This is a genomic window from Pseudomonas mosselii (assembly GCF_003205295.1).
Classification (GTDB): Bacteria; Pseudomonadota; Gammaproteobacteria; order Pseudomonadales; family Pseudomonadaceae; genus Aquipseudomonas; species Aquipseudomonas mosselii_B.
This window is the reverse complement of record NZ_QJRP01000023.1, coordinates 34,685-50,267: the sequence shown is the minus strand read 5'-3', so window position 1 is coordinate 50,267 and position 15,583 is coordinate 34,685. Positions and strand designations below refer to the sequence as shown.

At 58.6% G+C, this 15,583-nt stretch carries 7 protein-coding genes; all 7 read left to right on the top strand.

Going from position 1 to position 15,583, the window contains the following annotated elements; genetic code table 11:
- Positions 1-2: 2 nt before the first annotated feature.
- The 7 genes from DMX06_RS19265 to DMX06_RS19235 all read left to right on the top strand — a co-directional run bounded on the left by DMX06_RS19265 (position 3) and on the right by DMX06_RS19235 (position 15,583).
- Positions 3-875, top strand: a complete 873-nt coding sequence (locus DMX06_RS19265; RefSeq protein WP_110738917.1) for a class I SAM-dependent methyltransferase — start codon at positions 3-5, stop codon at positions 873-875.
- Positions 865-1,611 (top strand): thioesterase II family protein, encoded by a 747-nt coding sequence (locus DMX06_RS19260; protein ID WP_110738916.1) that lies wholly within the window; start codon positions 865-867, stop codon positions 1,609-1,611. Before DMX06_RS19265 ends, DMX06_RS19260 begins: the two co-directional genes overlap by 11 nt.
- Positions 1,612-1,657: 46 nt before the next feature.
- Entirely contained in the window at positions 1,658-2,581 is a 924-nt protein-coding gene (locus DMX06_RS19255; protein ID WP_181427869.1) for an aspartyl/asparaginyl beta-hydroxylase domain-containing protein, read from the top strand.
- Positions 2,582-2,588: 7 nt separating this feature from the next.
- Positions 2,589-3,587 (top strand): TauD/TfdA family dioxygenase, encoded by a 999-nt coding sequence (locus tag DMX06_RS19250; protein ID WP_181427868.1) that lies wholly within the window; start codon positions 2,589-2,591, stop codon positions 3,585-3,587.
- Between the two features lie 66 nt (positions 3,588-3,653).
- On the top strand, positions 3,654-8,675 hold the full coding sequence (locus tag DMX06_RS19245; RefSeq protein WP_110738913.1) for a non-ribosomal peptide synthetase: 5,022 nt from the start codon (positions 3,654-3,656) through the stop codon (positions 8,673-8,675).
- A complete protein-coding gene (locus DMX06_RS19240) occupies positions 8,647-12,003 on the top strand; it encodes an AMP-binding protein (RefSeq protein ID WP_181427867.1) in 3,357 nt (1,118 codons plus the stop codon). The genes DMX06_RS19245 and DMX06_RS19240 overlap by 29 nt, the downstream gene beginning before the upstream one ends.
- A complete protein-coding gene (locus tag DMX06_RS19235; protein ID WP_110738911.1) occupies positions 11,918-15,583 on the top strand; it encodes a beta-ketoacyl synthase N-terminal-like domain-containing protein in 3,666 nt (1,221 codons plus the stop codon). Before DMX06_RS19240 ends, DMX06_RS19235 begins: the two co-directional genes overlap by 86 nt.

Below are 15,583 nucleotides of genomic sequence, written 5' to 3'. Positions count from 1 at the left end.
GCATGGTACTGACAATACCAGGAACGCTAGACGATATCGCCGGGCATCTTGATCTGGAAGCCAGCCATCCCTTTTTTGGGTCGGTTCGCGACGCGGATCATTTTGCCATGACGGCAATGCTACCCAACCTTCCTCCGGCACGTGGGCCATTGCGCATCTTGGATTTCGGGGGGGGGCAGGGGCTACTGCTGGAGCGGTGCATGAAGGCACTGGCCGAACAGGGGGTGGCATGCGATGCCCTGCTTGTCGATGCCAACCCCGGCTTCGTCGCCAGTGCTCGGGCTCGAGGTATCGAGGCCGTCGTCAGTGACCTCTCCCACTACGAGGGGGAACCGGCGGATATCATCCTCATGCGCCTGGTGTTGCATTACAACGACGAAGTCGCGCAACAAGCGATGATCGCTAATGTGCACAAGCACCTGCGACCGGATGGGTTGTTCATTTTGCAATATGAAACGAGCCCTGCGCTTGGCTGCGAACTTCGAAATCGTGTGGCCCTGTTATGTGCTGAGGCAACAAAAATGAGTGCTCGCTATTGGGCCAGTACCGAAGTGCTGATGGCGTGGTTGCATAACGCAGGTTTCGCTCAAATGTTCGACGTTGCACAGCACCATTATGAAAGTGATGTGGTTGCGCTGTTGCGCAACGCATGGCAGCGACAAGCCGCTGTGCTGGTTTCCAATGAGCTGAGTGAGGAGACGTTTCACCGGGCTTGCGCCGACATGGTGTTCGATTGCTACTCACGAGCAGGGGGCAACGATTTGTATCGCAAGGAAGGGCGGTTGACCCTGCGCACATCGTATCCGATTGTTTGTGCCAGGCAATCGGCTTCAGCGGCTGCGCCGCCGTCTGGAGGATCGTCTGATGACCAATGACTGTATTAGGCTCCTGTCGAGCGGAACCGATGAACGGGTTCGTTTGCTTTGTTTTCCTCATGCTGGGGCAGGGGCTTCGATTTATCACGCCTGGAGCAATTACCTTCCCTCAAGTGTTGGGATCTACGGTGTGTTGCTGCCCGGACGTGAGCAGCGTATGCATGAGCCAGCGTTCATGGATTGGCAGCCTTTGGTTGAGCAGATCAGCCAAGTGTTGGCCGGCTGGGGCGACAAGCCGTTCATCTTCTATGGGCACAGTCTGGGCGGGCTCTTGGCATACGAGGTTGCCAAAAGCTTGCAGCGTGCGGGAGCCCCTGGGCCGAAAGTCTTGGTAACAGGAGGAGCCTATGCGCCTTCTGCCGTGCGCAAGGACAAGACGCAATTTACCAACCAGGCCGAACTGATGGAGTCGATTCGCCGCCTGGGTGGCATGGATAACGCAGTGCTGGAGGACAAGGACTTCATTCAGCATTTCATGCCGGTGATTGCGGCGGATTTCACGCTGTTCAATCGCTATGTTTACGATGCGGGTGCGGTGCCCTTGGAGTGTCCTGTGGTGGCACTGTTCGGTCGCTACGATGAAGATCATGACATTGAAAGTGCTCAGCAATGGCGGGCGCATACGCGAGCGAGTTTGCATGTGCGTGAGGTGGTGGGCGGTCATTTCTTTCATCGTGAATGCGCCGGTGAAACACTCGACATCGTCAAGCGATTTGCCAGTGCCGGGGCATGGTGAGTAGCACTTATGCCGGATGGTTCCGGGGTGTTGAATGGAGCAAACAATGATTAAGGACAGCACGGAAGAAGGCTTGCGTATTCGTGCAAATGAGCTGATCGGGCAGATGGCGGCGCACGCCGATTGGGCGGCGGCACGACGACTCGCACAGTTGATGGCCGAGCTAGGCTATTTCCCAAGCGCCTTGCAACGACCAATCCGTTACATGAAGGAAATAGACGGCCCTGCGCTTTACCACGCCTCGGACTTCGAAGTGGCTCGTCACCTTGAGACTCATGGGCAAATCATTGTCAATGAAGTGATGGCCGCTGTGGCAGCAGGCTTCGAGAACTTTTCCGATGTCGAGGAGCCCTTGGTTGAGTCGGGAGGGCAGTGGCAGCAGTTGGTCTTTTTCGAGGCAGGAGTGCGTTCAGAGCGTGCTGCCCGTCATTTGCCTGCAACCTTCGCCGTGCTAAACGAATTGCCCAGCGAGCTGCTTGGCGCCGGGGTCGTGATGCTATCCAGAATCATCCCAGGCACGCATATCGTGCCGCATTGTGGCGAGACCAACGGGCGTCTGCGCTTGCATATGGGAATCAACACACCTGCCGACGCGATGATGCGCGTCGGTTCTGAAACGGTCCGCTGGCAGGTCGGGCGGTGCGTCGTATTCGACGATTCATATGAGCATGAGGTGTGGAATCTGAGTGATGAAGATCGGATCGTGCTGATTTTCGATTTCCCTCATCCACAAGTGCCAGGCACGTGCTCGTCGACCAGCCAACCAGGCGAAGGTTTGCAGGAACGGGTGGCGGAGTTGCTCAGAGAGGCGCATTTGAAAGGGATTTACATGGATGAGCAGAGTGCCGAACCCCGGTTGTTGCCAGATGCTTTCCTGGGCGGAAAACTCCGCCGCTACATGACTGAGCTTGGCGCGCAGAAGGTTGAGCTCGATGGCCTCAAGCGCCTGCAGATTTCCACCCGCATATGAGGCCTGCATGTTTTCACTAGCGGAGGTTCAAAGGCGAGTGAGCGCTTGCCAGGCATCGATGCCCTCAGGTGTCGAGCTTGAATTGCCCGATGCGCAAGCCGCATGCGTGGTGGTGCGTGCGACGCTGGCCAACATGGATTTATCAGCGCTGTTCAGCCAGGCCGCGGGTAGGCTGACTGATCTGGCGCAATATGTCGGGGCGATCGTGTTTCGCGGCTTTAGTGTCGCCACTGCCAGCCATTTTTCTGCCGCCCTGGACGTACTGGGCAGTGAGTCGCTGGAGTATGAAGAACGCAGTACGCCTCGAACTGAAGTGGACGCGCATCTGTATACCGCGACCGAGTATCCCGCACGTGAATCAATATTTCTCCACAACGAGAACGCCTACGCTTCACGCTGGCCGCGATTTCTTGCGTTCTATTGCGAACATCCTGCTTCGACGGGGGGGGCGATGATGCTTGCCGATACCCGGCAAGTGCATGACCAGATTCCCGCCGCCCTGCGCGAAACCTGTGAGTCCAAGGGCCTGAGGTACAGGCGTCGTTTCATCGAAGGTATCGGCTACGACTGGCGCCAAGCGTTTGCCGTGCAGGATGAAGAGCAGCTAACCCGGTTGCTCGCGTTACGTGGTTATAAATGGTTCAAGGAGCAAGATCAGCTGGTTGTCGAGCGCTCTGCGACATGGTCATCGAGGCACCCCCATACCCAGCAGTCGACCTGGTTCAACCACGGGGTTTTCTTCAATGCATACTCGCTTTCCGAGACGACGCGCCTGGCCTTCAACCAGTTGTACGGACCAGATGTCTATCCCTTCCAGACGCTGTATGCAGACGGCTCAGCAATCGAACCGCACACCTATCAGACGCTTAAGGATGCCTACGAGCGGGTGCTCTATCGGTTGATGTTGCAACGAGGTGACGTATTGCTCATCGACAATATGCTGACCGCGCATGGCCGTGATGCCTACGCGGGGCTGCGCAAACATTACGTGAAGATGCTTGCCTGATCCGAATTCGCTGAAGCGAGGCGGCGAACGGGTTGTATAAATAAAACTACGAATGGAACAAAGCAAATGATTATGGATCATCAACAAGCAACCCTTACGTCCACGCTGTCGCTGTTCGACGATCAGGTACGCCAAGCACCTGATGCTGACGCATTGCGTGAGGGCGTACGAACCATCAGCTACCGAGAGCTGGCCGAGCGTGTACAGGCTGCCAGCAGTGCCCTGCTGTCGAAAGGCGTACAGCCAGGTAACTCTATCGTATTGTTCATGCCGCGCTCGGTGGAGTTCATTGTCGCCGCTCTTGCAGCACTGCGGGTCGGAGCCGCGTATGTACCGATCGACCCGAACTCGCCGATCCAGCGTTTGCGAACCATTATGGCCCGCTGCGCGCCGGCACTGGTTCTCACTGCTGGAAACACGGCATTGCCAGGTATCGACTGGCCTGCGCTTTCGCTTCAGGAACTGTGCGAAGAGCAGGATCAGACCTTGGCACAGCCTCAGGCGTCTGGCGCTGGTGATGAAATTGCGTACGTTCTGCATACCTCAGGTACGACCGGTGAGCCCAATGGTGTGCAGATAACCAACCAAGGCCTGGCCAACTACCTGACCTGGGCTGCACGAAGCTACTCCACCAAGGGCGTCTACGATGCAATATGGCATACGGCGACGACCTTCGACCTTTCCATCACCAGCTTCCTGGTACCGCTTGTCGCAGGCGGTTGCGTAGACATCCTTCCAGGCGATTCGGCTCTGGAGGCATTGCTGCATCGCCTGGCGGATGCGGGCCAACCCGCAGTAGTGAAGGTCACCCCGACTCACGTGCGGGCTATCATTGACTGGTTCGATGCTCAGCAACGTACTTGTACAGTGGCCCATGTCTTCGTAATCGGTGGAGAAGAGCTGCTCGTCCGCGATTGTGTAGCCCTTGAGCGAATTGCCCCCAAATGCCGTATCTACAATGAGTACGGGCCGACCGAAGCCACCGTCGGTTGCTGTGTTCAAGCATGGGATGGCACGACTTCGGCTAACGGGGAAAGTGTGGCAATCGGCAAGCCTATCGATGGCATGGCGATGTACGTCGTAGATGAAGATGGGATACAGGTGCCTGCTGGCATGCAGGGGGAGCTCCTGATCGCCGGAGTGGGTGTCATGTCCGGTTATCTGGACAATCCTGAGCTTTCCGCGAAAAAGCTCAAGCAAGTGGCTTGGGACGAGAGGCTTTGCTACAGGACCGGGGACATGGGAGCACTGCGTGATGACGGTGTCTTTGTCTATTTCGGGCGTACGGATACCCAGGTCAAAGTCAATGGCTACCGCATTGAACTGACGGAAATCGAAACGCAGGCGTTGGCAGTTGCGCAAGTGAGCAACGCCGCTGCAATCGTCAAGCGCGAAGGTGCCAACAATGTCCTGATGCTCTTCGTCGAGACTCAGGCTGGGGCCGCGGAGGTGGAGCAATCGGCGGCCAGACACCTGAGTGATGTGCTGCCAGACTACATGCGCCCGTCGCGCATCGTTGCGTTGTCTGCGCTGCCTGTCACAGCCCATGGCAAAATCGATCGTCGCAACCTTGCCGAACTGGAAATCGTGCAAGCGCAAGCCGCCGACGAGCTCCACGCGGACAGTATCGAAGAAACGCTGATTGCTGTGTGGCAACGTGTATTGCAACGCGATGTCGTTATGCTGGACGATAATTATTTCGCCCTCGGTGGGGATTCTCTGCGCAGTATCGAAGTCACCGCATTGGCTGAACAGCGCGGTGTGCGCTTCACGATTGCAACGCTGCACACTTACCCGACCGTGCGTTCGCTAGCCAAGGCCGTACGCGAGACGACAGCGCCTGTCGACCTGCCTGTTTCCGAACCGTTTTACCTGGTGTCGGAGCAGGATCGAGCGCGAGTTCCTGCCGATGTGGAGGACGCGTACCCGCTGAATCTTCTGCAGGAAGGGATGATCTACCACCGCGAGTTCGCTGCCAAGTCGGCGGTCTATCACGCCATCTGCTCATACCATGTAGAGATGCCCGTTGATCTCGAAGCGATGCGCAAAGCCGTGCATGAACTCGTTGCCCGTCACCCGTTGCTGCGCACTTCGTTCGACTTGACTCATTTCAGCCGTCCGCTGCAGTTAGTGCACAAGGCAAGCGAGCCGGAGTTTGGTTACCTCGATTTAAGGCAAGTCGATCCGCAGACGCATCAGGACTACGTGGACGCCTGGTTGGAAGATGAGAAGAAACGTGGCTTCGAAATTGAGCAGTACCCGCTGATCCGCTTCATGCTGCATCACTTCTCTGAAGGTAGCTGCCAGCTGAGCTACAGCTTCCACCATGAGATCATCGATGGCTGGAGCGATGCCTTGATGGTGACTGAACTGGTCAATCGCTATATGGCCAGTATCAATAGTGAAGACTTCCAGTTGCCGGCACTGCGTTCGACTTTCCGCGATTCGATTTTGCTCGAGCAGCAAGCGGTCAATGACGACAGTTACCGCGAGTTCTGGAATGATCGTATGCGGGATGTCTCGGTCATGCGGCTTCCCAGTTTCGTCCCACCCCGGGCGGACCTCGGTCAGCGCGAAATCATCAAGTTCGAGGTGCCGATCAGCGTCGAGTTGTCCGACGCCGTCAAGCAACTGGCCAGTGAGCTTGCCGTGCCACTCAAGTCCGTTCTGCTGGCGGCTCACATGAAGGTGATGAGCCTGCTGGGTGGTGTCGATGACGTCATGTCGTATACCGTTTCCAACGGGCGGCCGGAGAATCGTGATAGCCATGCTGTCATAGGCCTTTTCGTCAACAGCCTGGCGTTTCGCATGAGCCTGCCGGGAGGCAGCTGGCGTGAGTTGATCCTCGATACCTTGCATAGCGAGCATGAGGTGCTGGCACGCCGGCGTTACCCTATGGCGGAAGTCAAGCGCCAGCACGGGAGCGAACCGCTTTCCGAAACGTTGTTCTTCTTCAACCACTACCATGTCACCGACGAGCTGCAGCGTTGGCCAAACCTCAAGATGCTGGGGCTCAAGGTCTATGCGGAATCTACATTCCCCTTCTGTGTCAATGCGTTCCTGACGCCATTCGACAAAGATCTGCGCGTTCGCCTCGAGTACGACAATCTGCGCTATGACAAGGCGGTAATGGACGTCGCCGGGCACTTCTACCTTGCTGTCCTGACGGCAATGGTCGAGGATCCTTCGGCCAACTACCATGCTGACGATTTCCTGCCTCGTGGGCAGCTCGATCAGGTGCTTGGAGCAACCCGCACTGCGGCGAACCTCGAACGACGCCCATTCCAGTCGGTCGTGGCACAGATCGCCGAGCATGCACGTCGCACACCGGAGCAAATTGCCATTGTCAGTGGCCAGCTTCGCGTCACCTACGCGGAGTTGGACGTCATGGCAGGCCGGTTCGCTAAGCGCTTGATGGAAGAAGAGCATGTGCGTCCCGCGGACATGGTCGGGGTATTGATGTCTCGCGGACTGCAAGCGATCGTGGCCATGCTGGGTATTCTCAAGTGCGGCGCGGCCTATGTGCCGCTCAATGTCGATCAGCCGGCTGCAAGGCTTTCCTCTGCGATCAGGAAGATCGGGCGCCTGGTGGTATGCGATGACGCCGCGCATGCGCAGCTGGCACCGAGCCTGGATGATGACATTCGTTTCATTCGCTATTCCGATGCTGGCACTGCTGTGGGTGCCTTCGAAGACGTGCCTGTTTCGGCGCAAAGTGCTGCCTATGTCATCTTTACCTCTGGCTCGACTGGCGCTCCCAAAGCCACGGTCGTCTCCCACGCGAACCTGGACAGCTCGACGCACGACCGGGTCTCGTACTACGAGCTGGGGGCACAGGATAGCTGCGCGCTGCTGTCCTCACAGGCTTTCGACAGCGCCGTTGGCGTCATATTCGGTGCGCTGGTAGGGGGAGCGACGCTGGTCATTCCTGAAGAGGAAACCCTGCTGGACTTGGCCGGGCTTGTTCAGTACCTGAGTGCATCGCACGTGACGATGACCCTGTGTACACCGTCGTTGCTCGATACATTGCTGGCAACGGATGATTTTGCAACTCTGAAACTGCGTCAGATCATTTCTGCTGGTGAAGCGCTCCCGTGCGACACCTATGAGCGTGCTGCGGCAATTCCGGGTGTCACCGTGTACAACGAGTACGGACCGACAGAAGCAACGGTCTGGGCGAGCGTATGGCGGGGACAGCCTTATCGTCCGGTTTCGACGATGCCGATCGGTCGGTCCATTCCCGGCGCCAGGCTCTATGTGCTCGATGAGCGCATGCATCCGGTGGCGGTGGGTGTACCAGGTGAGTTGTACATCGGTGGCGCAGGCGTTGCGCAGGGCTACCTGGGCGCCCCGGCGCAGACGGCTGCCGTCTACCTGCCGGACCCATTCAGCGATGTACCTGGAGCACGGCTCTATCGAACCGGCGATCTGGTCCGGCTGGATCTTGAAGGCAACATCGAGTTCCTGGCTCGCCGCGACCGTCTGGTCAAGGTCCAGGGCTTCCGGGTAGAGCCAGGTGAGATCGAGCATGTCCTGGCCACACATCCTCAGATCCATCGGGCCGTCGCCGCGGTCAAGGCGATCAATGGGATCAAGCAACTGGTCGCCTACATTGTCCGACGTGATACCGCGCAGGCACTTTCGGTGGATCAACTCAAGGCATTCTGCAAGCAGAACCTACCGAAATACATGCTGCCTGCTCAGTTCGTATTCGTTGATGCGGTCCCCGTTTCCAGCACCGGCAAGGTTGATCTGGCGTCCCTTGAGCATTCGGCTGCCCTGGCTGCGGTCGACCGTTCGTCTGCCGCGCCAAAGTCGCCGCTGCAGGCGATGTTGGCGGGCATCTGGCAAACCGCCCTGAATGTGGAGCGGGTGGGTATTCACGACGACTTCATGGCCTTGGGGGGCGAGTCGCTTGCGGCTTTGCGTATCGCCGCGAAAGTGCGCAGTACGCTGGATGTTGATATTCCCGTTCGCACCTTGTTGGCGGCGATGGACAATATCGCTCAGTTGGCAGAGGCGCTGGAGGCACATGTGGCCCAGGGCAGTGAGAGGAAGCATGAAGAACTTGAAAGTGGCACGCTGTAACGCCACTGAAGTCGCCGGGGAGCTCGTTGCCGCAGGTCTTATGCTTTGGAGTGAACAGGGCCGGTTGTGTTACGCCGGCCCTCCTGGAGCCTTGACCGATCGGCTCAAGGCCCTGGCCTCTGAAGTGCGGGACGCACTTGTTGAGCGGCTGATGGTCGAGCGCCTGATCCTTGTGCCTCCCTCGCGTGCGCAGCAACGAATCTACGCTGCACACATGATCGCAGGAGAGGGGGGGAGTTACTCAGTCCCGATGGCTTGGCAGCTGCATGGGCCGGTGGATATCGATCGGCTGCGTGACTGCATGATCGTGATGGTTCAGCGCCACGAGGTATTGAGGCAGGGCTTCGAACGTTTTGCGGGAGAATTGGTGGGCGTCATCTCGGCGCAGGCTGAGTTGGATCTTGTCGCCCTGTCCGTTCTGGATGAACCTGGCCAGGCACCTTCGGCGGTCGCTCGCAAATGGCTGGAGGACGAGGCAGGCAGGCCGTTCGATGTATCGAGGCGCGGGCTTTTTCGGGTTCGTGTAGTCAGTGCAAGGGACGGCAGTGTCTACCTGTTATGGGTCCTGCACCATCTGGTATGTGACGAGTGGTCTACCGCGCAACTGGTGGAGGAGTTTGCATCCTTGTACAGCGACGGCACGGCAGTTCTGCCGGCACCGTCGGCTTATCGGGATTACGTGTCGTGGGAGCGGCAACAAACGGGCAGCGACGGCAGGTCCCGATTGCTGGAAAAGTGCGTGAAACGTCTGGAAAGGGGCAGTGCCGAGCCGAGCCGTTTGTTGCGTTATGAAGCGGGCAACGGCGATTGGACTGCTCTGGAGCAGTGTGAGCTTACCCCTGAGGTGAGTGCTGCCGTCAGTGATGCCGCCCGCTCACTGAAGGTTTCCGAATTCACCTTCTTGCTGGCCGCTTTCGTCATGTTGCAGGCGCGCTACTCGCCTACCCGCGACGCATCACTCGTCACGCCTGTGACAGCACGCCTGGACGAGCAATTGATGCGCGTGGTTGGGCCCGTCCAGCAACTGGCACTGATCGGCGATAGGATCGAACCTGATCGGGTGTTTTCGGACCTCTGTCGTTGCATTGCCCAGCAGGTCGAGGAGGCGATGTCGCCGGACTATCCTTCGATGGATCGCGTATTGGTAGAGTATGCATCGCGCAACAGCGGAGCGCGTGCTGAATTACTCGGTACCCTCTTCGTGATGACTGGCCCGGCCATGAACTTGCGGATGGGGGCATTGCGAGGCGTATCTTTAGGGTTACGCAACCGAGAGGCCAAGGCGAATCTGTTGGCGTGCGCGAGTCGAAGCGACGGGGTTTTGCATCTGGCTTTCGAATATCGTCCGCATGTGCTCGATAAGCTCATCTGCGAGCAAATGCTGGCTGATTATGCGCGTTTGCTTGAACAGTGCGCTCTGGATGTTTCAACCTGCGAGCAGCGCATGGCGCTTGCCTGCGCGCAATCTCCGCAAGGCGACCGGCTGACGCAGATAGCGCCCAAAGGGAGCGTGCCACAGTGGATTGCGGACATTGCAAGACGCAGGCCTGATGCTGTCGCGATCACTGGCATCGAACACGTTACCTATGGCCAGCTGGACCGGTTCGCTGCTTACATCGGTCAGTGTGTGGCGACAATGGCATTCCAGGGTGAAGCCTGCATTGCGGTATGGGGGCGTCTGGACGCTCGGATGATCGGCGCGCTGCTGGGGGTAATGCGAGCCGGAGCTTGCGTCGTGCCCTTCGACGCCGACCTTCCATGGCACCGCGTTGAAATGATCTGCCAGCGCGACAATATCCAGTTGCTGGTGGTTTGCGATCCGTCATTGGTGGCACCTCATGCTCCTCACGGTATGGGGATACCAGTGATGGTGCTCGATCAGCCGCTGGCAGCGATGCAGCTCTGCCTGCAGAACGAGGTGATGGCCCTCGTGCATGCCGACTCGCTGGCGTATGTGATGTACACGTCTGGCTCGACTGGCGAACCAAAGGGCGTCAGCGTTTCCCATGGCGCCTTCGCCAGTTTTGTCGACTGGGCAACTCGCGCGCTCGATATCAGCCACATCGCTGCGTTCAACGTATTAACGCATGCGTCGTTCGATGTTTCGTTGTTCGAGGTCTTCGCCCCCCTCGTGGCAGGTTGCCCGCTGTTCATCAATGATGGGCACACCTATCACGACCGCCTGCGGGGCTTGAGCATCGGCGGGTTTGCTGCCGTTCCTTCGGTACTGCGATCAGCACTGGCGACAGGTATTTCGCTGGAGCCTGTGACACACCTTTTTGTAGCCGGTGAGGTCTTTAGCCCGGCCTTGGCCGCCTTGCTGGCGAGCGAAGTTCCCAAATGCTCGGTGTGGAACCTTTACGGGCCCACCGAAGCAGTGGTGTATACAAGCATCCACAAAGTCGCGGGGCAGGAGCAGGTGCCTATCGGCGTTGCTCGCGATGGTCTTCGATGTCATGTGGTACGAGATGACTGGTCTCTGTTGCCTGATGGAGCTGTCGGTGAACTGGCTATCGGTGGCTTGATCGCGCGCGGGTATCGAAATATGCCGGCGCTCACTGCCGCGCGTTTCGTGCCGGACCCCTTCAGCGACCAGAGTGGCGCGCGTATGTACTTGACGGGCGACAGCGTGTTTGTTGATGGCAAGGGCGTGCTCAATTATGTAGGGCGCCGGGACCGGCAGCTCAAAAGCCTGGGCGTGAGACTGGAACCGGAGGAAATCGAGCGGGCCTTGCTCGATCATCCACAGGTGAGGGCCGCGTTCGTCTGCAGCAGTGAGGGCGACGCATTGCTTGTCGCATTCGTCGAGGCCAGGTTGGGCGAACTGCAGGAGCATGATCTGCGCCGCTTCTGTCTTGAGCGTTTGCCTCGCGCCATGATCCCTAAACGTTTTGTCATCAGTGATCTCCTCGAGCGTACGCCCGCAGGCAAGCTTGACGCCTCGGCACTGCGTGCGCGGCTTCAAGCGCTCGAGCAACGACCTTCGACAGCAGGACAGCCGACGAACCAGACGCAGAGCTTGCTTGTGCAACTTTGGGCCGATCTGCTCGGACACACGGGTTTTGATATACGCACCAACTTTTTCGAAGCTGGTGGCAACTCACTGCTGCTGCTGGCGCTCCATGACCGGTTGCCGGGCAAGGAAAGTGGTGCTGACACGCTCAGTGTGATCGAACTGTTCACCTATACCACCGTGGAGCAAATGGCGGCTCGGCTAGACCATTCAGTTCGTTCCACGATAGATGAAACGTCTTCGCTCAATGCCAAAAACTACCGGGCGGCCTTGCGTCGTCACAAGGTCAAGTATGGAAACGATGAATCAATTTGAAGATGAAGAGCAATGGCTGGGCAAGGCTGCGATCGTCGGCATGTCTTGCCGCTTTCCAGGAGCAACGAACGTACGCGGGTACTGGGCGAATTTGCTAGAAGGGGTAGAGTCGGTCGAGCGGTTCGATCCAGCGCATGCCGTGCGCAGTCGCTATGCGCCTGATGATCTGTCGGAAGGCGGAGTTGTCGGAGCCGAGGCCGTCATGCCGGATGTGCATGCGTTTGACTACGAACTCTTCGGCTATACGCTGGGTGAGGCTCGCCGCCTGGACCCGCAGATGCGCATTGCGCTGCAGTGCACTCATGAAGCCCTGGAGGATGCAGGCTGCGCTGGAATGACAGCCGGTGACGGCAAGGTCGGTGTGTTCTTTTCCGCCAGCATGAGCACCTATCTTCTGGAGCACCTGCTTGAAGAGAACATTGACGGTCTGGGTGCCTTGCTGGGCAATGACAAGGATCACATTGCAACCACCATTGCTTATCGATTGGGGCTCACGGGCACTGCAGTCAGCGTCGGCAGTGGTTGCTCGAGTTCGGCGGCAGCACTCCATTTCGCTTGTTTGGCCTTGGCTACCTACCAGTGTGACATCGCCGTTGTCGGGGGGGCGTCCATTCTCTTCCCGCAACGTCAAGGCCACGTCTATCGTGAAGGTGGAGTCTACTCCAAGGATGGGCACTGCCGGCCCTTCTCGGCAGATGCGAGCGGTACGGTTGGTGGAAGTGGGGTTGGGGTGGTCGTGCTCAGGCGCCTGGACGATGCAGTGCGTAGCAACCATTCCATGTATTGCGCCGTCGCCGGAAGTGCCTGCGGCAATGATGGGCGGCGCAAGGTCGGATACGCGGCGCCTTCGGTCGAAGGGCAGGTGGAAACGATTCGCCATGCCCTTGCAACGGCTCAGGCTGACCCACAAGCATTCGCATTCATCGAAGCGCATGCCACCGGTACGGCGCTGGGGGACCCGATTGAGCTTGATGCACTGCACAGAGCCTTCGGTACGAACCTCGAGCGTGCTCCATACTGCGCTCTGGGCTCCGTCAAGGCGAACATCGGCCACCTGGATACTGCCAGTGGCATAGCGAGCGTGATCAAAGCTGCCTTGTGCGTGTCCGAGCGTATACGCCCTGCTCAGATCGGGTTCAGCGAAGGTCATCCACTGATCCCGTGGCAAACCTCGCCCTTTCATGTCGTCCCCACCGGTGGCGCGCTGTTCGAACGTGAGCAGGCGCGCTACGTGGGGGTGAATTCTCTTGGCATGGGCGGCACGAATGTTTTCGTTGTTCTGGAGCCTGCCCCTGAGCCGGTCCAACGGCCAGGCCAAGCAATGGCGGCCGTACCCATTCTGCTGAGTGCACATAGGCCGGACATCCTGGACGAGGTTGTGAAGGCGCTGCAGGTATTTGTCCAATCCCACAGACCTGACCTGGTGGACTTGGCTTACACCCTGAGCGTGGGGCGAACGCTTCATGATCACCGTGCAGCGTTCATCTGCAAAGACGTGGATGATTTGCTCTCGCAGCTGGTACAAGGTGCACGGCGCAAGGTTGAAGAGGGTGAGCTGGCGTCCCGCGTAAATGCATGGTTGTCTGGTGAGTCGATAGATTTCAGTGGTCTCTTCCCCGAAACGTCGCGGCGCCTGCACCTACCCGCCTATCCCTATCGGCGTACCGAGTGCCGCCTGGAGCGTGGGAATGAGGCAGCGCCTGCGTCGGGACGGGCGATGCCCAATCCGTCTACAACGGAGCACACGTATTCTGCTCGATGGCAACGTGTTACGGGGGCGACTGGACAGCGATGGCCAAGTGGCGACATCGTGCTTGCATTCGTCGATGACGCGACGCTCAGATGCGGGATCGAAAGACTCTCCGAGCAAAGCCAGGCGCAGCTTGTGGCCGTGGTCAGAGAATCGAGTGATGCCTTGTCCCCCGATGACCATCTCGTTTCAGCGGGCAGTGAGGCGCATGTTCGACGGGCGATAGAGGCTTGCATGCAACGCCATGGCAAGATCGATCGGGTGGTGTACGCCTGGACCCGTCCGCAGCCAGGCGATCAGCCGGATGAAGCGATAAGCACCTCGCTCGGTACCCTGCACTGGACTGCGAGGATTTTGGATCAGCTGCAGCCTGATAAAGACATCGAATGGTTGGTCATTTCCCGTGGTCTTTTCCGGATAGCCGGTGATGAGACCTTGCAGGCTTCCCAGAGCCTGGCTTATGACATGTCGAAGATGATCGAGCTGGAGTATCCCCAGTTTCATATGCGCCATGTCGAGCTGCCCATCGCAGGTGAGCTGCCGCCAATGTTTGCCTCCGCGTGTACCTGCGCCAACGCTTCAGGAACGTTGGCTGTTCGCGGTCGTTACCTTTGGGAGCCGTACTACGCACCTGTGAGCATTGCGCAGGGCGAGCCTGATCTGGACGGTGCTGTGCTCGTGCTGGTCGGCGGACTGGGGGGGATCGGGCTGACTGTCGCGCAGGCCCTGGTGAGCCGCTTTGCCATCCATCTGGTTATCGTCCACCGTGCCCAGTGGCTCGATCATCCCGTGTCCCAGGACGATGAGCGGCAGGTGGTGATCCGTCGACAGCTCGATACGATTCGTGCCCGGGCATCTTCCCTGTTGCTTGAGCAGCTTGACTGCAATGACCGTGACGCGATGCTCGCTGCTGCACGGCGGATCGGTGAGCATCATGGCAAGGTCGATGGTGTGCTGTACCTGGCGGGGGAGGTCGATCGTGAAGGCGTCTTGCGCAACCGTTCGTTCAGCATGCTCGAGCGCTCGGTTCGCACCAAGACCCAGGGTGTTGCCAATGTCACCGAGGCATTTGCCCACCTGCGCCCCGCTTTTCACGTGAATTTCTCCTCTATCGGTGCAGTTTTGCACAAGGCGAAGTTCGGGGAAGCGGGCTATGTCATTGGCAATGGCTACCTGAACGCCCATGCGCGCGCGCAGGCGGCAAATGCCGAATGCCGCTTCATTTGCATAAACTGGACCGACTGGCAGACAGATGGCATGTGGGCGCAGGCCCAGAAAGAGTTCCAGGCACGCTATACGTTGAGCGATGTCAGTCGCGACAACGCGACGGGCACCTGGAGCGACAGCCAATGGTTGCAGAGTCTGTCCGCCGGGCAGGGTGTCGATCTGTTGCTCAGGATCATAGCCGGCGATCATGAAGAAGTAGTGGTATGCGCCCAGGACTTGACCTCTCTTCTGGAGTATCAACGGCATGCGACGCACGCCGACTACGGGCGCTATCTGAATAGCCTGAAACTGAGTGCTGCAGTGCACACTTCCTCTCAGCAAAGCGAGGTGGCATTTGCATCGCGCGATACCGCCCAGTCACTTGCGCAGATATGGGAGGAGCTGCTTGGCGTACCTGTTCAAGGCGGCGACGACAATTTCTACAATGCAGGGGGGGATTCGCTGCTGGCGTTGCGCCTGGTTGCCCTGGTGAAGCAGGCTCATGGTATCGATCTTTCGCTCTCCATATTGCTCGATACCCTGACATTCGACGCGCTGGTGGCCTGCATCGACGGGAAAATCGCTGAGAAGCCGTCGTCCTCGGAGGTCAGTATTGAACTCTGA